This window comes from Candidatus Woesearchaeota archaeon (genome assembly GCA_018303425.1).
Classification (GTDB): Archaea; Nanobdellota; Nanobdellia; order Woesearchaeales; family JAGVYF01; genus JAGVYF01.
In genome coordinates this window covers 13,412-30,714 of sequence record JAGVYF010000003.1, presented here as the reverse complement: position 1 = coordinate 30,714, position 17,303 = coordinate 13,412, and the positions used below count along the sequence as shown (strand labels likewise).

The window sequence follows — 17,303 nt, the reverse complement described above, 5'->3', positions numbered from 1 at the left end:
TTACTAGAAAACCTTTTATAGATTCATGTGATTTTATCTATATTATGCAAGATCATTTTACCAAACGGGCGAAAGCTCAAGGATACAGGGCAAGGTCTGTATTTAAATTGAAAGATATTGTTAAAAAATATCAATTTGTTAAACCTACTGATAGTGTTCTAGATTTAGGGGCTTCACCAGGTTCATGGATGCAGTATTTGTCAAGGTTTTGCAGATATGTGCTTGGAGTCGATATTTCTGATGTTGAAGATGTTAAAGGCGCATATTTTCTTAAAAAAAACGTGATGGATGAAGATATTGTTAAGGAGATTCAAAAGTATAAGTCTAAGTTTGATGTTATAATTTCTGATATGGCGCCTAAAACTACGGGACAAACTTTTGTTGATCAAGAAAGTAGTTTAGTGCTTTGTGAACGCGCATGGTTTATTGCTACTCATGTATTAAGAGGTAATGGCAATTTCTTATGTAAAATTTTTCAAAGTAAAGAAGGAGATGATTTTTTGCGCGAGTTACGAAAAGAATTTAAACTTGTCAAAACCTCTAAGCCCGAAGGATCTAAAAAGAAAAGTAAAGAAGTTTTTTATGTGTGTATCGGATATAAGGTTATAAGGGTATAAAATAGATATTTTAAAATCTCATTTTCTACGAGTGTGTTTCACAGGTGGTTTATCTTTTAATTATTTAGTGAGTGGAAAATGAGGGTATGAGAAACCCGACAAAATAAGATGAGTATGTTATTAGTCTATAACGAAGCGGTAACTGGCGGTGTCGGGTTTCGATTGACTATTTTAAAATCTACACAAATCCTATAAACTTTTGGCGCATGCTGTCCGCATTTGACAGTTTTAAGAATTTTGCAGTTTAAGTTTGCTTTTTTACAAGTATCTTTGATTTTGGCACATGCTTCTTTGAATTTGTTTTCATTCAGAAAATCGTAGAAATGTATAATTGTGCCTTGTTTTGATGCTTGTAATGCAGTGCTTAAGAATTCATCGGCAGTTTTTGGAAGGGGCATTAAGATTCTGTCAAAGATTAGTTTCAGTCTGGGCACGGCTTTTTTTACATTATCATTGATTAGGGTTACATTTGTTATTTTGTTCAGTTTTATATTTTCTTGCCCCAGTTTGTGGGCATACGGGTTTATTTCTATACCGACTATTGAATTTGCTTTTGTAGTTTTTGCTAATATACAAGGATATGGAGCTACGCCTGAAAACATTACTAAAATATTTTCTCCAACCTTCACTTGTTTAGCAATACGTTTTCTTTCTGTTCCCAGGCGTATTGAAAAATAAGTTTTGTCAAGGTTAACTTTTAATTTTATGCCATTTTCTTTATATATCGAAGTTTTATTTTTTTTACCTGCGAGATGCCCGGTTTGTTGAGTTCTGAAAGTGCCGTGATGGATATTCTTTTTTTTGACAACGGTTTTAAGGCTCGGATTAAGTTTTAACAGTTCTTCGGCAATGATAGTTTCTTTTGGTTCAAGCTCAGGGGGTATTTCAATAACTGCAATAGAGCCAATAATATCATAACTGGTTTTTAATAGTTTTAATTCTTCTTTAGTAAGATAATATTTTAATCTTTCTTTAAGGCTAGTTTCTTTTTTTTGGAAGGGTTCTAGTTTTTTGTCAATCAATCTGGTGTTGGGAATTTTAACTGCTTTTTTAAGCGGGAAATAAAAGAAATTATTATCTTTAAGCGGTTTATAATTATGGTCAATCAATTCTTTTGCGATTAATGTTTTTTTTACTTTTTCAGTTGTTTTAAGTGGAACTTCTAATACTATCATTTCTTTTAGAATAATTAAATTGGTTTAATAAGTTTGTGGTTAAAAGAATTTATTTAATCCTTGTTGAGACTTACTCTTGATTTTTGCAAGCTTATTGTCAATATTGGCTTCAGCAAAATCATGTCTTTCGCATAAAATTTCTTTAATTTTTTTAATGTTTGGCAAATCCCATTTAAGTTCATATTTTTTTTCCACAGGCATATTTTTAATTGTGTCAAATATTTCTTTCCAGCTAAAATTGTAGAATTTATCCCATTCTATTTTTTCAAATAATGTTTTAAAATCAGATTTATATTCTTTAACAAGTTTTAAAGCAGTTTTGTGGCCTATGCCTTTAATTCCGCCATAGTTATAATCTGTTCCCACTAGTATTGCAAGCGTAATTAGCTGATCCTGGTTAATACTTAGTTCTTTGAGTACTGATTCTAGTTCAATAAGCTGGGGTTTTGCTGACGAATAGGCAGACTTACCATGTATTTTTTTCTTTTGACTTATAGATAAATTTTTAATGAGTTTTGGTGCGCCGAATAACAATGAATCTGCGTCATTTGTGCTTACAGCATAAGCATCTTTATTTTTGACCATATATGCTGCTTGGGCTTCTCCTTCAGAAGGGGACTGTATTACCGGTAAGCCGAGGGCGGTAAGTAAATCTTTAGATTCTTGCATCATTTCAGGAGTTATTTTAGAAGTTCTGGCGGCATATTTTTTCATAAGTTCAATATCCTCACGTTTTTTTGCAACTTCATATTCGGTTTGCGCTTTAATCTTGATATCTTTTCTTCTTTCACGTTCTCGTGATTTTAGCGCAGGGGGTTTACCATCAAAACAAAATGCTAATTTTAAACCTTGTTCCATTAAGCTTGTAGTTCTTGCAAATAATCCGACCAGGTGGCTTGTTACTTGTCCTTTAGAATCTGTCAATAATGAACCATCTGCCTGCCTAATTGTTGCAAGAAATTGGTAGAGGTACAGCGAAGCGTCAACAACAATGATCTTATTATTTAGTTCGCTTATTTCAATGTCTTTCTTAGATATTAGTTCAAATATTTTTGTGCCCATTTTTAATATTAATATGAAAGGATAATTATTTTATGCTTAAAAATTGAATAGTGGCTGATTGAGAATTTAAGAGGTCTTTACCTTTTTTGTTAATTGTGCCGGTTGAAACAAACAGTCCAGGTAAACCTTTTTTTTGCGCAGCAAGCATTGTTTCAAATAAATCGTTTTCAGTACTTCTAACCTTTCTTTTGACTTTACAAAAATAGGGCAAATTTCCAATCATGGTGGGAATTATTATAACAAGTTGAAGTTCTTTTCCTGCAGTTATAATTTCACAACTATTGATGATAATGCTTTTTTCATCAAAACTTATTTTTACCTTATCAAATAATGGGTCATTAACATCTATATTGTCTTGAATTGGCTTAGTTGCTCTTTCAATTAATTCTTTTTGCACAACTTTTTTAGTCTTTAACTGTTTTTTCTTAATTATTTTTTGTGACTTTTCAACGGGGTTTGGTTCTTGTATTAATTCTATTTTTTTTTGTTGAATTTCAGATTTTTTTTCAATGATTTCTTGTTTCGGTTCAGGTATCTGCTGCAAAAGCCCGGCGTTTATGGTTTTTTCTTCCTCCATTTTTTGGTTAATAAAATCTCTTATCATTATTTCTGCATCATTGTTTGGTATAAGGTACCATTTCCAGAAAAGCTCTGAATCGGTTTTTAGATTTACTTTCACCGGTATAGCGAAATCAGGGATATTTCTTAAAGCTACTCTGACAACCGGTTCAAGCAGTTTGTCTTTCAAAATCTGAGTTTCTCTTAAAAGATTTAACGCTTCCTGTTCCTTATTTTCTAAATATTTAGAATAATTTTGTAATTTTGCTTCTTGTCCAGCCACATAATAAAGAGGTGACGTACCAACTACCAGTTTAGAGATTAGGACTTTTTTGCTTGAAGTAAGCTCAGCTAAATATGCGCCTGCAAAAAGCATGCTAAGTTTTGTTTCTCGCGCAATATGTATTGGTAAAACAGGTCCTTTAAGTCGTACAAAATCGAGAATTTGTTCTTGTGTAATCATCATGAGAATTAGGTTTGATAGTTATATAAGGATTTCGAAACTGTAAAGATTAAATTTGGTTTATTTTAATCGGGCATTAATTTGTTTCTTTATAAAGTAATTAATTTTCAGAATTAAATCCAAAGTTATGATAATGTAAATTTATATATTTTAATGAAACAAATGGTTTATATGATCAATATTAAAATTAAATTAAATAAATAGAATTTCTAAGGCCTGACCCACCTAATTTCATAATAAGTAACGTCTCTGTCGCCCACAATACCAATCAAAAGTCTTTTTTTAGTAGAATGTGCAACCCTGTTTTTTGCAGCAAACTCGTACCATGTTAATGAAGTTCCTTCATGCACAGGGTAAACAATCCATTTTGCATGGTCTTCTCCAGGTTTAATGCCTCTATCGTAGACAGCGAAATCTGCTCCAAATTTTAAAGCTGGTTTAATCACATATCCTCTGTCTCTCATGTCCTTATAAACGCAGTATCTTATCCAAAAAGTTTTTTCAATTTTTTGCGATCTTTTAATGAACTTTGCAACATCAAATTCTTTGTTCCTACCATTCATAACTTCAACTCTTTTTTTTTCCATAAGATAAAGAGCTTCAACCAATGAAAGTTGTACTTTATTGTCAACAATTGAACCATATGAGCCTTGATTATAGAGTTCTCTTGCTAAATCCGTATTTTCAGTTAATACTCTTTCATTCATGAAAGTTGCTTTAATAATTTCTTTTTTACTCATATTAAGAAAGGTATGAAAATTGCTTTATAAATGTAACTATTACAAGCTATATTTAGTTAAGTTTATAAATTTCATTTTAATTTGTTATTATTAGTGGATTAATATAACCTTTTAAAAAAGCTTGATCAAAATAAGGTGAGCATAAAGCTTATCAGTCGTGAATAAAATGGAACTAACATTTTTAGGTACCGGCCTTTTAATAAAAGCCCGGGGAAAACATGGCGAACTCAAGTTCACCAATTACGAATAAAATGGAACTAACATTTTTAGGTACTTCTTCAATGGTACCGACAAAAGAAAGGAATGTATCGGGTATTTTTCTTAGTTATAAATCTGAGGGAATTTTATTTGATTGCGGTGAAGGGACGCAGAGACAAATGAATATTACTGGCATTAAAAGAACCAAGATTACCAAAATTTTAGTTAGCCACTGGCATGGGGATCATATTGGCGGTTTGATTGGATTAATTCAAACTTTGGGTAATGAAGATAATTTGTCGGTAGTTGAAATTTATGGACCGAATGGTACAAAGAAGTATATGTCGCATTTATTGAAATCGTGTTATTTTGATGTGAAAATTGGTTTAAAAATAGTTGAGTTAAACCCCCAAAGCATAAAAACCTTTTTTGAAAATGAAGATTTTATTTTGGAATGCGCTTTACTTGATCATGGCATTCCCTGTTTAGGTTATTCATTTATTGAAAAAAATAAATTAAAAGTAAATACCGAATATTTAAAGAAAAATAATATTCTTGATGGGCCGCACTTAAGGAAATTGCAGGAAGGCAAATCTATCGTTTATAAAGGTAAAAAGGTTAATGTAAAAAATGCTACATTTGTTGTTGAAGGTAAAAAAGTTTCATGTATTTTAGATACTGCACTTTGTACTAACGCAATCAAACTTGCAAAAGATGCGGATATTTTAATTTCTGAAGCAGTATATACAAGTGAACTTGCTGAAAAAGGTGAAAAGTATAAACATATGACTTCTAAAGATGCAGCACTGTTAGCGAATAAAGCGGGTGTTAAAAAGCTTGTGTTAACACATTTTTCTCAAAGGTATAAAAATAGTTTGCCATTGCAAGATGACGCGGCAATGTATTTTGATAATGTCATATGCGCGGATGATTATATGAAACTTAATCTGTAGCACAATAATCTATTTTAACTTATTATACATTATTCTTTTTGTGAAAGTTAAACAGAAGGGTACGAACGCTGAACGTGAATTAGTTCATATGTTTTGGGGGGTAGGCTGGGCAGGTGTTAGAGTTGCAGGTTCTGGTTCGATGAGTTATCCTTCACCAGATGTTTTGGCAGGGAATGGCATACGCCGATTAGCAATTGAATGTAAGGCTATTCATGAAAGAAAAAAATATTTTAAGCGTACTGAAATTTTAGAACTGCAAGAGTTTTCTCAAAAGTTTGGAGTTGAACCATGGATAGGTATACGTTTTGATAATGATCAGTGGTATTTCTTGAATATTGAAGATTTAAATAAAAGTCCTAACGGGTTTAGCGCTACGTTTGCAATTGCAAAACAAAAAGGGTTAGTATTTGATGAGTTAATAGGGTTATTTAAACAACAACGGCTCATCTGAGCCAAGGATAGTTTCTTTTTACTTTATGCAGAAAATGTTCTGGTTTGTAAAAGCCTAGTTCTGAAATAATTCCATCAACAAGTTTAGCCGGAATGACTTCAAATGCAGGATTAATAATTTTTACGTGTTTAGGGGGGTGTTTCCATACCTCTGAAGGATCACGTTGTTCAATTTTTTCTTTGTGATGTTTTGTTTCCGGGTCATATGACCATGAATCTGTGCAAGCGTAAATCTTAACATTATAACGCTCAGCTGTTTCTGCAAATAATCTTGAACCTATTTTATTCACGATATCACCATTTGCCGTGATTGCATCTGCTCCAATTAACATAATATCTGCATTTTTTAATGCTTCTATAGCTGCAGAATCAACATAGTGTTGAATCGGAATTTTTGCTTTGGCTAGTTCTTTTGCAGTAATTCTGCCTTGATATAATGGTCTGGATTCAGTATTGTGGACATAGAATCTTCTATGTTTAGTTTTTGCATATTTTAGGATTTTGATAACAGTGGATGAATGGCAATGCGTAAAGATTATCATGTTATTTTTAATTTTTAATGAACCAATATGGCCAATATAATCTTTACTTTCTGTTAAATGTTTTAGCACGTATTCACTTTTTTGTTTAATTTGTTCTTTTAATTCCGGTACTGTTCTTGATCTGAGTTTTAGAAGAATGTATTTTAAACTATTTTTAAGCTTAGGTTCGGTTACTCTTGCGTTAACAAGTAAAAATTGGGCATTATTAATTTCTTTAAGGAAATCTTTTTTAGTTTTTTGCTGAGAATTTTGCGCTACTAAATTAAGAGCTTTTGAGCCAGCTAATGCAATATTAGTTGCTCCTTGTATTTTTAATGTCTTGATATCCTTAACAACTTTTTGCAGATTCATCTTTTCTTAGGTTTTATTATCTTTTTAGGTTTTATCATGTTTTGAATATTTTTGTCAATGTTTGCAATCTGTGTTTCTAATAAAAAAATTCTTTTTAAACTATAAGCTATCGCAAATAAAATTCCCAGAATTATGTACAGACTTATTTCTTCCATAGTAAATGCCATGCAATCACCTTTTTTTTAAGAGGTCAGAAAATTAGTTTAAAATTTCCATTACCTCTCTTTATCTTAAAATAATCTATTTTAATGTATATAAATGTTTCTTAAGAATAAGTTAAATTCCGTAAATATTGCCTTTGTCTCTTAGATTTTTCATAATTACTTTGCCTTCATCAGATTCTTGAAATGTATTGACTAAAACAGTCCTAACCTTTTTAACTTCTTTTGGAATGTCAATTTCTGAAGGGCATTCATGTTTACATGAATCGCACATTAAACATTCGTGAAATTGTTCGCTCAGTAAATTTTCTTTAATCAGGACTAGTTTTGACCTTGGACTTTTAGTTTCGTTTTTGGTTATGTTATAAACAGGACAAATTGCTTTGCATAGTCCGCAGGTGTTGCATTTTTGGAAACTCATATTATTTTACCCCTGTTTAAGATATGCGCAGGATCATAAATCTTCTTAAGATTCAACATTTCTTCTTTTTTTGTTTCAGAAATAAAGTTTTTATTAGAAATGCCAATATTTAACGGTAAGCCCTGCAAATGTTTAATGTGTTCTATTGTTTCATGCACTCTTTTTTTTTGCATGTTGGTAAAATATAATTGGAAAATTCCGTTTGAAATGTGCCCGGTTGCTGCAATCTTGTTTTGCCGCATAAATTTTAAAAATAATGGAATAGATGGTTTTGGAATCAGAACATTTTTTACAATGTGGTGCTTTGTCTTATGCAATGTTTTTAATAAGATATTTCGTTGATTTTGTAAAGTTCCGGCTTCGCCTTTCAGTTCTAAACTGTATTCAACTAATAATTTATGCGATTCAGGTTCTTTTAATAGCATTGAACATGTTTTGCTTTGATAATGCATTGATAATACTGAATCGTCGGATTCTAGTTCTTTAATTTTTTCTAACATGTCACTTGCGTTGTTAAAAGTGAAGATGTTATTTGATATAGTTTTAAAAGGTTTGACAAGCTTTAATTTTATGCATGTAATAATTGCCATTACGCCTTCAGTACCGGTGATTTTAGCCGGGTCTTTTATTGTGATTAATTTACCTGAACCGTCAAGTATTTCAAGTTCTATTACCCAGTCGGCTGTTCTACCGAATCGGTAAGAGTAGTTGCCAAAACTGTTATTGGCAACCATTCCCCCGATAGTACACACTTTAAATGAACTAGGGATAATTGGGAAAAATAAATTGTAATTTGAAAGCACTTCGTTTAATCTTTTTAGAGTGACTCCCGGTTCAACGACAACATAATGTTCATCTCTGTGCAAGGTTTTAATCTTATCAAGTTTATTAAGATCGAGAATTACTGAATTTTGAGGTATTGTACCGCCTTCTAAAGAAGTTCCAGCTCCTCTGGGCACAATGTTAAAATTTCTAATGTTAGCTAAACGGATTATTTGTCTAATCTGCTGAATTTCTGTTGGCCAGACGATTGCTTCGGCTATTCCTTCTAATTGTGAAGCGTCGGTTGCGTAACTTTTTAAATCATCTGATTTTGTTGAAACGTTTTTTTCACCAACAATTTCAGACAATTTTTCTATAAGTTTCATTTCATAATCACTTCACTTAATTCAATAATTTCATTTTCTTCTACGCCATCTTTCAAGTGTTTGTAACAAAGTGGGCAGGTAGTGATAATTCTTCTTGTACTGAAATCTTTTAACCTTTTTTCAGCTATTTGTTTACATAAGGGCTTATCAAAGTCAATGTGTCCTGTACCGCAACAACTGGTTTCTTTGCCCTGGTTAAGGTTATCTTTTATTTTAAAACCTAAACTTTTGATAAGTTTTCTTGGCTGTTCAGTAGAATTACATTTTCTGGCCAAATGGCAAGGGTCGTGGTATGAAACTTCGCCCCTATCTTCAGTAATGTCTTGTTCAGGGATGACTTCAGTAACGTGTTGCGTAGGTATGTTATAGTTTTCTTTGAACATTGATGCGCAAGCCGGACAGTTTGTGATAATATTTTTAATATGGTGCTTTTCAAACAGTTTAATGTTTTCATGCCTTAGCCTTTCAAAGTCTTCATTATAGCCCATGTTTAATGCCGGCAGTCCGCAACATAACTCATCTTCCAATGTTACTACTTTATATCCTAATTCATTCAGGATGTCAAGATAATTGTTTTTGATTTCTTTTAACTTATATTTTGTAACGCAACCGGGGTAGAATAAGGTTTTACCTACAAATAATGTTTTTACTGTTGAAATTAAACCCATTTTATACTATCACCTATAATTTTAATTGGAATATAATGCTGTCTTTCTACCTGTTTATGACTGGCGTTCATTCCGCAGTCAAAAGCTTGTATAGAAATTAGTGCTTTTGACTATTAATATAGATTATTGGTTTGTGAATTGTATTATAAAATAAGAATAATTGATAATGGGTTTTAGAGATTGTCAATCTTGGGAGTATTATAAACCTTTTTTGTAAATTTTATTACTTCTTTTGCATATTCTTTATCTAAACTAGTCCCATAATATAACATTCCGTTTCTGAAATATCTTAACTGATTTGCAAATTGCACATCTTTTTCATTGAATTTAAGAAGTCTCATATATGATACTTCTGCTTTATGCGCACTAAAACCTGATGCATTATAACCTTTTAGAAGCATTTTGCTCGAATTATTTCCATAATTATATCGTAACCTGATTTTATGAAATTATTTGCATTGTTATCTGTTAGTTTTATTTTTTCAATTTTTTCTTTAAGATTATTATAACTATTTATAGATTCATGGATGAGAAAATTTGCCCTTGAACTGTCAACGCTTTGTATTTTAACAATATTTTCTTTTATAAATTCTCCAAAATTTAGTATCGCTTTCATATCTCAAACCCGCCTGCAAGTAAAATGCCATTGAATAAATTTTCTTTTAAGTGTTTATTTATATTTTTCAATGAGTCATAACAATTTATATTGATTTTTCGTTCTAAAATGTTTTCATAACTCGATAAGTCAATCAATTTATCTTTTCTACCAATTATTGCAATATCAATATCAGAATTGATTATATCTTCTCCTCTTGAGTAACTTCCAAATAAGATAATTGTTGTTTCAGCAAATTTTTCTTCTAAATAATCTGCCAGATTTGATTCGTAAATTAATCTCAAATTGTCAATTTTTTTTAATTGCATAATTTGGGGATTATTTCGGTTTAATCCAATTGACCATCTTTTAGTTTCTTTATCTTGAGAAGACTTAATATATTCTTCTTGTCCTAATTTGGGTAAGGATTTCATAATTGCTGGTTGGCTGACTTTTAAAAAACGGGCAATTTGTAATTGATTTAGGGACTTGCCCGATTTAATGAATAGAAGTCTTAGTATTTCTTGTTGCAAACCTGTTAACTTGAGTTTATATATTTACCATAGTTAACTGACATTAACTCAATTTTATATAATTTTCGGTGAAATGTAAATTCAGGGGTTGTTATGATTCTAATATAATGTAAGTTAAGCTTACATAGAATGTGGATAGATAACTTCACGAATTGACGTTAGCTATCACGTACAAATTGGCATGTTGCATAGAGTTAGTTTAGTATCAAATTGATGTTTACCCTTTAAATAAAAATATTGAAAAATAAAGGGTAAGTTTATATAGTTGTTTAAATTTTTGAATATAATGGTATATATTTATGTAAAAATTAAAGGGGGAAGATCCTATTACTATTTGAGAGCTTCTTTAAAACAAGGAAAACGTCTCGTAACTAAAGATATTGTTTATTTGGGTTTAAATATTGATGAAGTTAAAGAAAAACTTTCAAAAATGCCTGCGAAATATTCTTCAGATATTAGAAAGGCATATAAAACTTTAAACCGATTTATCGAATCAAACAGGTTTATTGAAAAAGTAAAGTCAATGAAGTTTAAATCAAACTCATATCTGTCAAAACATTTGCTGGAAAATATTGAGGCATGCAAGCTCCATTGGCATAGTGTTTTTGAAAAATTGGATAAAGAGACTAAAGCTGAAATAATAAAAAATTTTGTTATTGAATTTGCATTTAATACTGCATCTATAGAAGGAAATACAATTACTTTGCGTGAGGCAAAAAAACTATTTTTAGAACATTTAACTCCAAAGGATAAGACTCTAAGAGAAGTATATGATTTGCAAAATACTGAAACTGTATTTTTGAATCTTTTTGAAAATCTTCCTAAAGATATTAATCATGAATTTATTTGTGAAATTCATCAGTCACTTTTAAAAAATATTGATAGCAGGATAGGTTATAGAACTACAGACGTGAGGGTATTTAAGTCTCAATTTGAATCAACTCCTTCACCTTATGTGTTTGCTGATATGAAAATGCTTTTGAAGCGTTATAGTGATTATAAATCAAAATTACACCCACTTGTTCTTGCTGCAATATTTCATCATAAATTTGAAAAAATTCATCCTTTTATGGATGGAAATGGAAGAACAGGCAGAATCTTGATGAATTATATATTTTTGAGTCATGGTTATCCTCCAATTATAATAAGCCAAAAAACAAGAGCAAAATATCTTTCTGCTCTTAATCAAGCAGATAAGCTTACTATTGATGATTTTGATGTTGTAAAATACAAAGAACTTGTTGAATTTATTGCCAATGAATTTGTAAGCAATTATTGGCGTTTATTTCTTTAGTTTACCCTTTAATATCTAGTTAGGTAAAATAAAGGGTAAAAATATTCTATATTTAATTTATCGCGATTAATTTAGTTTAGTTGTGAGTTTGATAATTGCGTTGTACGTAGAAAGTCTGCCTATCAAAAGTTAGCTTCGGTTCGGCTATTCATATATAATGAAAAAACAAGCCAGCTTGTTAGATAAGCGAAGCGATTAGTCGTCACGGAAGTGAAGCTAACTTTTTGCATCTGATTTTTTACATACATTGCGTTGATATGTTTTTGAAGTATTAAGAAATATGACACTTTCAAACCCTAAAAAATTTAGAACGAAGAAAAGAAACTAATATACTATTTTTTAATCAATTGGTATATCTTGTGTGTAAATTTAATAATCTTTTCTGCATATTCTTTATCAAACCTTTTGCCATAGTAAAGAATACCATTCCTGAAATATCTTAGTTGGTTTAAAAGTCGAACCTCTGAATCATTTAATTTAAAATTTCTTGCAAAAGCTACTTCTGCTTCATGAGCTCCTTGTCCTGAACTTATATAACCTTTTTCCAGCATTTTTGCTCTTATTAAGAACATTATTATGTTGTAACAATATTCAACATAATCATTTGCATTATCATCACGTATGTCCATCTTTTGTATGGTTTCTTCTAAAAGATTGAACTTTCTTTCGGATTCGAGAAATAAATCTTGTGCTCTTTCCTTATCTGGTGAAATTTGTCGGATGGTTCCTTCATTAATGTATTCTTTAAATATTTTTATAACCATTATAGTTCAACACTACCATGTATTATAATGCCATTTAATATGTTATTTTTTAAATGTTTGTGTATCCCCCTTAACGAATCATAAAAATTTAAATTTATCTTTCTATTGAGAGTTTTTTCAAACTTTTCTAGACTAAGCGTTTTTTCTTTTCTTCCAATTATGGCTATATCTATATCTGATGTTTTTGTGTCTTCCCCTCTAGAGTAGGAACCAAATAATATTATTGTGGATCCTGCAAGTTTTTCTTCCAAAAAATCCGAAAATCCTGAAATATAAATCTGTTTTAGATTTTCAACTTTTTTAAGCTCAATCGCTTTATGGTTATCTCTGTTAAATGATATAAAATTGATTGTTTTTGTTTTGTTTAATTTTACTAAATCTTTTATTGTAAGATTCTTTATCGCATTTGAAACTGCTGTTGGAGATACTTTAAGCGCTTTTGCAATATCTCTCTGGCTAAACATTTCTCCGGTTCTAATACTTAGATAAGTAAATATCTCTAGTTCTAGTATAGTAAAGTCAAGTTTATATGTATCCATTTTAGTTTATACTTGTAAAGTTAAGTTTATATTTAAGCTTTACGATTTTATTACAGAATTAGTGTATTAGAAAGAATAAAAAAGAAAAAGGAATGAGTTTAGTTACCTACCCATTGACACTTACTTGAAGCACAAGCATTTACTATATTATTTCCTTTACACTTTGCAAGTTCATCATTCTTTAATTGGATCTCTTTGTCTAAATTTTCTCTTGTACTTTCATCTTTGTTATATTCAATTTGTGCAATTTCTATATTTTGATAATATTTATCCATAGGAATACAACTATTTAATGCAGAATCTTTAGTTTTTTCGGCATTAGTTGAACTAAGTACACTACTAAACATTCCCAATCTGCCCGTAAATATCGCAATGAGCACAACCAGTACAACTACTGCCAATGCAGCCAGAATGATTGTATTAATAGAAAGACCTTGACCTTTGTTGTTTTTATTAAACATTTTAATATCACCTTTATTTTTTATTTTGTTAATTGGATTTGCTAATTTTAGGATTAGTTATTTATTTACAGTAGAAATAGTATATAAAGTTTGTGGGTTGATGGTCCCTAATTTTACAAACCCAGCTTATTGTCTATAATATCCCCTATCTCAACAAGGTTTTCAAAAGAATCATCCATGTCTTTTTTGAGCTCTTCAACAAGCCCTTTAAGCGTATCTGCTCTTAATACGTATTTATTTCTGGTTGTGATAATAATCCCTGCGTCTATCAATTTATTCAAGTGATGCACCACAGTTCCTCTTGTTAAACCAGTTCTTACTGCAAGTTCATCTGAGCTAACTGGATTTTGCATTTTTGTGGCTTTTAATAACTCAATAAACAGCCTAAAACAAGATTTGTCTTTATCCCTCAAATTAAATAGTCCTAATGATGTGCCAAACCACTGAAGTTCTTGATTAATATCTGCAATCCTCGGCTTATGCATACTAATAATAGTAATCTTATGTTCTATAAGCGGTCCGGAATGGATTTCTTCGTGTTTGATTATCATGGCTAAAATCAATATACTTGAATCAATATAAATACTTTTGCCGAAAAGTTTATATACAAGTCGGTATATCCAATTCAACATAGTTGAGCTAAACTCAACAACGGTGCTTAAAATGAAACAAAAAAAAGATAATCCTGCTGAACTAAAAACTCCAGTTGAAGATATGCAAAAGCTGTTAAAGGAATTACAGGAAAAATCAGATTTTGAAAAAAAAGATTTGATACTAACATTACAAAGAGTTCAAGCAGAATTTGAAAATTACAAAAAACGCACTGATAATGAAAAGCAAGAATTTATGAAATTTGCAAATTCAAGCTTAATGTTTAAACTTTTACCAATTATTGATAATTTTGATTTAGCATTACAGAACAAATGCTTAAATGATGATTTTATTGCGGGCATTGCAATGATTCATGAACAAATGGTAAAAATATTAGAAGATATCGGTTTAAAGAAAATTGATGCCAAAGATAAAGAGTTTAATCCATATTTACATGAAGCTTTATTGCAGGAAAAATCTGATAAGGACAATATTGTACTTGAAGAACTGCAAAAAGGCTACAAGCTTAATGATAAGGTCTTAAGGCCCGTAAAAGTAAAAATAGGTAAAAAAGATTAAAGGTAAAAATATGACAGAACAAAAAGAACAACAAATTAAATTTTCAATTGTAGAAGGTGAACCATTTTTTAGCCATGATATGTCAATTAATTTTAATCCATCACAATTCATATTTGACTTTAGATGTGTAACGCCAAGAATAGATCCTAGAACAAATGATGGGTCAAGAGTTATGCAGTTAAAACATAATATCGTAATGCTTGAACCTTATCATGCAAAACAAGTAGCTGAAGTATTGGCAGGCATGGTCCAAAAATATGAAAAAAGGTTTGGTAAAATTGAGAAATCCAAAGCAATAAAACAAATGGAAAAGGAGACTCGAAAGGAAAAACCAAAATTAAAGAGTGAGAATTCAGGGAATGAGGGTAAAACTGGAGAATTTCCTAGGTATCTCGGTTAATTAATTACAATGAGAAGATAAGAATTCATAAGGAAGAAATTAAAATGACAAAAACCTCTGAACTTGTGTTCGAAGTTTTTGTATTTTAGTGATTCTGAATTTAAGATAATAAACTCACATGGAGGCAAGAAAAAAATGGCAAAAACAATAGGAATTGATTTAGGAACTACATTTTCAGCTGTTGCTGTAATGGAAGGCGGAAAACCTACAATTATTGCTAATGCAGAAGGTGCTAGGACTACACCTAGTGTTGTTAGTATTAAAAACGGTGAAAGAGTTGTTGGTCAAGTAGCAAGGAATCAGGCAATCGTTCATCCTGAAAACACCGTCAGGAGCATTAAGAGATACATGGGCACTAATCACAAAGTAATTATTGAGGGTAAGGAGTACACTCCCCAAGAGATTTCAGCTATGATTTTACAAAAATTAAAAACAGATGCTGAAGCTTATTTAGGAACTAAAATTACTGACGCAGTTATTACTGTACCGGCATATTTTAATGATGCGCAAAGACAAGCTACAAAAGACGCAGGTGCAATTGCGGGTTTGAATGTTAAAAGAATTGTTAATGAGCCAACCGCTGCTGCGCTGGCTTATGGTTTAGATAAAACTCAGGATCAGACTATTTTAGTATTTGATTTTGGTGGGGGTACATTTGATGTATCTGTTTTGGAAATAAGCGAAGGTGTTTTTGAAGTTAAGGCAACTTCAGGCAATAACCATTTAGGTGGTGATGATATTGATGATGCTTTGATTGACTGGTTAGCAACGGAATTTAAAAAGTCTCATGGCGTAGATTTAAGAGAAGACAAAGTAGCATTGCAAAGATTAAAGGAAGCTGCTGAAAAAGCTAAGATTGAATTAAGCACAAAAGTCAATGCTTCAATTAGTTTGCCTTTTATTACAGCTGATCAGTCTGGTCCTAAGCATCTTAATACTGAATTGAGCAGGGCTAAATTTGAAGATTTAATCTCAGAAATTCTTGAAAAATTAAAAGCTCCAACAGAAAAAGCATTGAAAGATGCTGGTTTAGAATCAAGTGATGGCTATAAGGTATTATTAGTTGGAGGTTCAACAAGAATTCCCGCAGTACAAATTATTGTAAAAGAGATAACCGGCAAGGAAGGAGATAAATCTGTTAATCCCGATGAAGCTGTTGCAGTAGGCGCAGCTATTCAAGCGGGTATTTTAGGGGGAGATGTTAAAGATGTTTTATTACTTGATGTTACACCTCTTGATTTGGGAATTGAGACTTTGGGGGGTGTTTTTACAAAGTTAATTGAAAGAAACACTACAATTCCATCAAAGAAGTCACAGGTATTTTCAACTGCCGCAGATAATCAACCCGCTGTAAGTATTCATGTATTGCAGGGAGACAGGGCAATGTCAGCTGATAATAAAACATTAGGCAGATTTGAGTTAGTTGGAATTGCTCCAGCACCAAGAGGGATACCACAGATTGAAGTTACCTTTGATATTGATGCAAATGGCATCGTAAATGTATCTGCAAAAGATCTTGGAACCGGTAAACAACAAAACATTACAATTACTGCATCTTCAAATCTTTCAAAGGAAGAAATTGAGAAGATGAGAAAAGAAGCTGAAGCTAACATTGAAACCGATGTTAGAAGAAGAGAAGAAGTTGAAGTTGTTAATCAGGCTGACGCTTTAATTTACACATCAGAAAAAACTTTGAAAGACATGGAAGGGAAGGCTGACCAAGCTAAACTTGATGAAGCTAAGAAAGGCATTGTGGAACTAAAGAAGTTAATGGAAGCCAAAGAAAAGAATGTGGAGGCTATTAAGAAAAAACTTGAAGAAGTCCAAAAACCTTTACAAGAAGCTGCAACTCAAATGTACGAAAAAGTTGCTCAGGAACAACATGCTAAAAAAGATGCCGAAACTAAATCTGAATCTAAAGCCCAAGAACAGGGTTCTGGGCGCAGAAGCAAAGCTTTTAGTGAAAAGAAAGGCGAAAAAGTTGTTGATGCAGATTTCAAAGTTAAAAATGATAAAAAAGGTAAAGCTTAATAGCTTTAC

At 31.3% G+C, this 17,303-nt stretch carries 23 protein-coding genes; 7 read left to right on the top strand and 16 right to left on the bottom strand.

Going from position 1 to position 17,303, the window contains the following annotated elements; genetic code table 11:
- Window positions 1-44 precede the first annotated feature (44 nt).
- Window positions 45-617: an RlmE family RNA methyltransferase gene (locus J4418_00845; protein MBS3112618.1), complete on the top strand. Its 573-nt coding sequence runs from the start codon at window positions 45-47 to the stop codon at window positions 615-617.
- Between the two features lie 125 nt (window positions 618-742).
- Here J4418_00845 and J4418_00840 read toward each other — a convergent pair whose 3' ends face one another.
- The 4 genes from J4418_00840 to endA form a co-directional block, all read right to left on the bottom strand.
- Window positions 743-1,792: a class I SAM-dependent methyltransferase family protein gene (locus J4418_00840; protein ID MBS3112617.1), complete on the bottom strand. Its 1,050-nt coding sequence runs from the start codon at window positions 1,790-1,792 to the stop codon at window positions 743-745.
- A gap of 39 nt (window positions 1,793-1,831) precedes the next feature.
- Complete coding sequence (gene fen, locus J4418_00835) at window positions 1,832-2,854, bottom strand: flap endonuclease-1 (GenBank protein ID MBS3112616.1); 1,023 nt, start codon at window positions 2,852-2,854, stop codon at window positions 1,832-1,834.
- A 25-nt stretch (window positions 2,855-2,879) separates the two neighbouring features.
- Window positions 2,880-3,875: a hypothetical protein gene (locus tag J4418_00830; protein ID MBS3112615.1), complete on the bottom strand. Its 996-nt coding sequence runs from the start codon at window positions 3,873-3,875 to the stop codon at window positions 2,880-2,882.
- 209 nt (window positions 3,876-4,084) lie between these two features.
- Entirely contained in the window at window positions 4,085-4,615 is a 531-nt protein-coding gene (gene endA, locus J4418_00825) for a tRNA-intron lyase (protein MBS3112614.1), read from the bottom strand.
- 251 nt (window positions 4,616-4,866) lie between these two features.
- Between endA and rnz the strand changes: the two genes are divergently transcribed.
- Together rnz and J4418_00815 are read left to right on the top strand one after the other, a co-directional pair.
- Window positions 4,867-5,766 carry a ribonuclease Z gene (rnz, locus tag J4418_00820; protein MBS3112613.1) on the top strand — a complete coding sequence of 300 codons (900 nt, stop codon included), beginning with the start codon at window positions 4,867-4,869 and terminating at the stop codon, window positions 5,764-5,766.
- Between the two features lie 40 nt (window positions 5,767-5,806).
- A complete protein-coding gene (locus tag J4418_00815; GenBank protein MBS3112612.1) occupies window positions 5,807-6,217 on the top strand; it encodes a Holliday junction resolvase in 411 nt (136 codons plus the stop codon).
- Here J4418_00815 and J4418_00810 read toward each other — a convergent pair.
- The 8 genes from J4418_00810 to J4418_00775 form a co-directional block, all read right to left on the bottom strand.
- Window positions 6,210-7,109, bottom strand: coding sequence for an S-methyl-5-thioribose-1-phosphate isomerase (locus tag J4418_00810; protein ID MBS3112611.1), 900 nt, complete (start codon window positions 7,107-7,109; stop codon window positions 6,210-6,212). The two genes, J4418_00815 and J4418_00810, sit on opposite strands and share 8 nt — an antisense overlap.
- Complete coding sequence (locus J4418_00805; protein ID MBS3112610.1) at window positions 7,106-7,276, bottom strand: hypothetical protein; 171 nt, start codon at window positions 7,274-7,276, stop codon at window positions 7,106-7,108. The genes J4418_00810 and J4418_00805 overlap by 4 nt, the downstream gene beginning before the upstream one ends.
- Window positions 7,277-7,385: 109 nt before the next feature.
- Window positions 7,386-7,691 (bottom strand): (Fe-S)-binding protein, encoded by a 306-nt coding sequence (locus tag J4418_00800; protein MBS3112609.1) that lies wholly within the window; start codon window positions 7,689-7,691, stop codon window positions 7,386-7,388.
- Window positions 7,688-8,839, bottom strand: a complete 1,152-nt coding sequence (locus J4418_00795) for an FAD-binding oxidoreductase (protein MBS3112608.1) — start codon at window positions 8,837-8,839, stop codon at window positions 7,688-7,690. Before J4418_00795 ends, J4418_00800 begins: the two co-directional genes overlap by 4 nt.
- Entirely contained in the window at window positions 8,836-9,507 is a 672-nt protein-coding gene (locus tag J4418_00790) for a (Fe-S)-binding protein (protein ID MBS3112607.1), read from the bottom strand. Before J4418_00790 ends, J4418_00795 begins: the two co-directional genes overlap by 4 nt.
- 173 nt (window positions 9,508-9,680) lie before the next feature.
- Window positions 9,681-9,908 carry a hypothetical protein gene (locus J4418_00785; GenBank protein ID MBS3112606.1) on the bottom strand — a complete coding sequence of 76 codons (228 nt, stop codon included), beginning with the start codon at window positions 9,906-9,908 and terminating at the stop codon, window positions 9,681-9,683.
- Window positions 9,899-10,123 (bottom strand): hypothetical protein, encoded by a 225-nt coding sequence (locus J4418_00780; GenBank protein ID MBS3112605.1) that lies wholly within the window; start codon window positions 10,121-10,123, stop codon window positions 9,899-9,901. The genes J4418_00785 and J4418_00780 overlap by 10 nt, the downstream gene beginning before the upstream one ends.
- A complete protein-coding gene (locus J4418_00775) occupies window positions 10,120-10,536 on the bottom strand; it encodes a nucleotidyltransferase domain-containing protein (protein ID MBS3112604.1) in 417 nt (138 codons plus the stop codon). The genes J4418_00780 and J4418_00775 overlap by 4 nt, the downstream gene beginning before the upstream one ends.
- Window positions 10,537-10,921: 385 nt before the next feature.
- On the opposite strand from J4418_00775, the gene J4418_00770 reads away from it, so the two are divergent.
- Window positions 10,922-11,929, top strand: coding sequence for a Fic family protein (locus J4418_00770; GenBank protein MBS3112603.1), 1,008 nt, complete (start codon window positions 10,922-10,924; stop codon window positions 11,927-11,929).
- 332 nt (window positions 11,930-12,261) lie between these two features.
- Here the strand turns inward: J4418_00770 and J4418_00765 are convergent, their stop codons facing one another.
- The 4 genes from J4418_00765 to J4418_00750 form a co-directional block, all read right to left on the bottom strand.
- The gene (locus tag J4418_00765) at window positions 12,262-12,693 is read right to left on the bottom strand and encodes a HEPN domain-containing protein (protein MBS3112602.1); all 432 of its coding nucleotides are present in this window, start codon (window positions 12,691-12,693) and stop codon (window positions 12,262-12,264) included.
- Window positions 12,693-13,232, bottom strand: a complete 540-nt coding sequence (locus tag J4418_00760; GenBank protein ID MBS3112601.1) for a nucleotidyltransferase domain-containing protein — start codon at window positions 13,230-13,232, stop codon at window positions 12,693-12,695. The genes J4418_00765 and J4418_00760 overlap by 1 nt, the downstream gene beginning before the upstream one ends.
- A gap of 98 nt (window positions 13,233-13,330) precedes the next feature.
- Window positions 13,331-13,693: a hypothetical protein gene (locus tag J4418_00755; GenBank protein ID MBS3112600.1), complete on the bottom strand. Its 363-nt coding sequence runs from the start codon at window positions 13,691-13,693 to the stop codon at window positions 13,331-13,333.
- A gap of 113 nt (window positions 13,694-13,806) precedes the next feature.
- Window positions 13,807-14,244: a winged helix-turn-helix transcriptional regulator gene (locus tag J4418_00750; GenBank protein ID MBS3112599.1), complete on the bottom strand. Its 438-nt coding sequence runs from the start codon at window positions 14,242-14,244 to the stop codon at window positions 13,807-13,809.
- Window positions 14,245-14,356: 112 nt separating this feature from the next.
- Here J4418_00750 and J4418_00745 point away from each other — a divergent pair, with 112 nt between their 5' ends.
- From J4418_00745 to dnaK, 3 genes are all read left to right on the top strand, one after another.
- A complete protein-coding gene (locus J4418_00745) occupies window positions 14,357-14,863 on the top strand; it encodes a nucleotide exchange factor GrpE (protein MBS3112598.1) in 507 nt (168 codons plus the stop codon).
- Window positions 14,864-14,873: 10 nt separating this feature from the next.
- Window positions 14,874-15,263, top strand: a complete 390-nt coding sequence (locus tag J4418_00740) for a DUF3467 domain-containing protein (protein ID MBS3112597.1) — start codon at window positions 14,874-14,876, stop codon at window positions 15,261-15,263.
- 135 nt (window positions 15,264-15,398) lie between these two features.
- Entirely contained in the window at window positions 15,399-17,294 is a 1,896-nt protein-coding gene (dnaK, locus tag J4418_00735; GenBank protein MBS3112596.1) for a molecular chaperone DnaK, read from the top strand.
- The last annotated feature ends 9 nt before the right edge of the window (window positions 17,295-17,303 follow it).

Coding starts and splice junctions, on each gene's coding strand:
- dnaK (MBS3112596.1), top strand. CDS start 15,399: ATGGCAAAAACAATAGGAATTGATTTAGGAACTACATTTTCAGCTGTT.
- J4418_00775 (MBS3112604.1), bottom strand. CDS start 10,536: ATGAAATCCTTACCCAAATTAGGACAAGAAGAATATATTAAGTCTTCT.
- J4418_00755 (MBS3112600.1), bottom strand. CDS start 13,693: ATGTTTAATAAAAACAACAAAGGTCAAGGTCTTTCTATTAATACAATC.
- J4418_00740 (MBS3112597.1), top strand. CDS start 14,874: ATGACAGAACAAAAAGAACAACAAATTAAATTTTCAATTGTAGAAGGT.
- J4418_00790 (MBS3112607.1), bottom strand. CDS start 9,507: ATGGGTTTAATTTCAACAGTAAAAACATTATTTGTAGGTAAAACCTTA.
- J4418_00795 (MBS3112608.1), bottom strand. CDS start 8,839: ATGAAACTTATAGAAAAATTGTCTGAAATTGTTGGTGAAAAAAACGTT.
- J4418_00845 (MBS3112618.1), top strand. CDS start 45: ATGCAAGATCATTTTACCAAACGGGCGAAAGCTCAAGGATACAGGGCA.
- fen (MBS3112616.1), bottom strand. CDS start 2,854: ATGGGCACAAAAATATTTGAACTAATATCTAAGAAAGACATTGAAATA.
- J4418_00745 (MBS3112598.1), top strand. CDS start 14,357: ATGAAACAAAAAAAAGATAATCCTGCTGAACTAAAAACTCCAGTTGAA.
- J4418_00805 (MBS3112610.1), bottom strand. CDS start 7,276: ATGGCATTTACTATGGAAGAAATAAGTCTGTACATAATTCTGGGAATT.
- J4418_00830 (MBS3112615.1), bottom strand. CDS start 3,875: ATGATTACACAAGAACAAATTCTCGATTTTGTACGACTTAAAGGACCT.
- J4418_00810 (MBS3112611.1), bottom strand. CDS start 7,109: ATGAATCTGCAAAAAGTTGTTAAGGATATCAAGACATTAAAAATACAA.
- J4418_00770 (MBS3112603.1), top strand. CDS start 10,922: ATGGTATATATTTATGTAAAAATTAAAGGGGGAAGATCCTATTACTAT.
- J4418_00780 (MBS3112605.1), bottom strand. CDS start 10,123: ATGAAAGCGATACTAAATTTTGGAGAATTTATAAAAGAAAATATTGTT.
- rnz (MBS3112613.1), top strand. CDS start 4,867: ATGGAACTAACATTTTTAGGTACTTCTTCAATGGTACCGACAAAAGAA.
- J4418_00750 (MBS3112599.1), bottom strand. CDS start 14,244: ATGATAATCAAACACGAAGAAATCCATTCCGGACCGCTTATAGAACAT.
- J4418_00760 (MBS3112601.1), bottom strand. CDS start 13,232: ATGGATACATATAAACTTGACTTTACTATACTAGAACTAGAGATATTT.
- J4418_00785 (MBS3112606.1), bottom strand. CDS start 9,908: ATGCTTCTAAAAGGTTATAATGCATCAGGTTTTAGTGCGCATAAAGCA.
- J4418_00800 (MBS3112609.1), bottom strand. CDS start 7,691: ATGAGTTTCCAAAAATGCAACACCTGCGGACTATGCAAAGCAATTTGT.
- J4418_00765 (MBS3112602.1), bottom strand. CDS start 12,693: ATGGTTATAAAAATATTTAAAGAATACATTAATGAAGGAACCATCCGA.
- J4418_00840 (MBS3112617.1), bottom strand. CDS start 1,792: ATGATAGTATTAGAAGTTCCACTTAAAACAACTGAAAAAGTAAAAAAA.
- endA (MBS3112614.1), bottom strand. CDS start 4,615: ATGAGTAAAAAAGAAATTATTAAAGCAACTTTCATGAATGAAAGAGTA.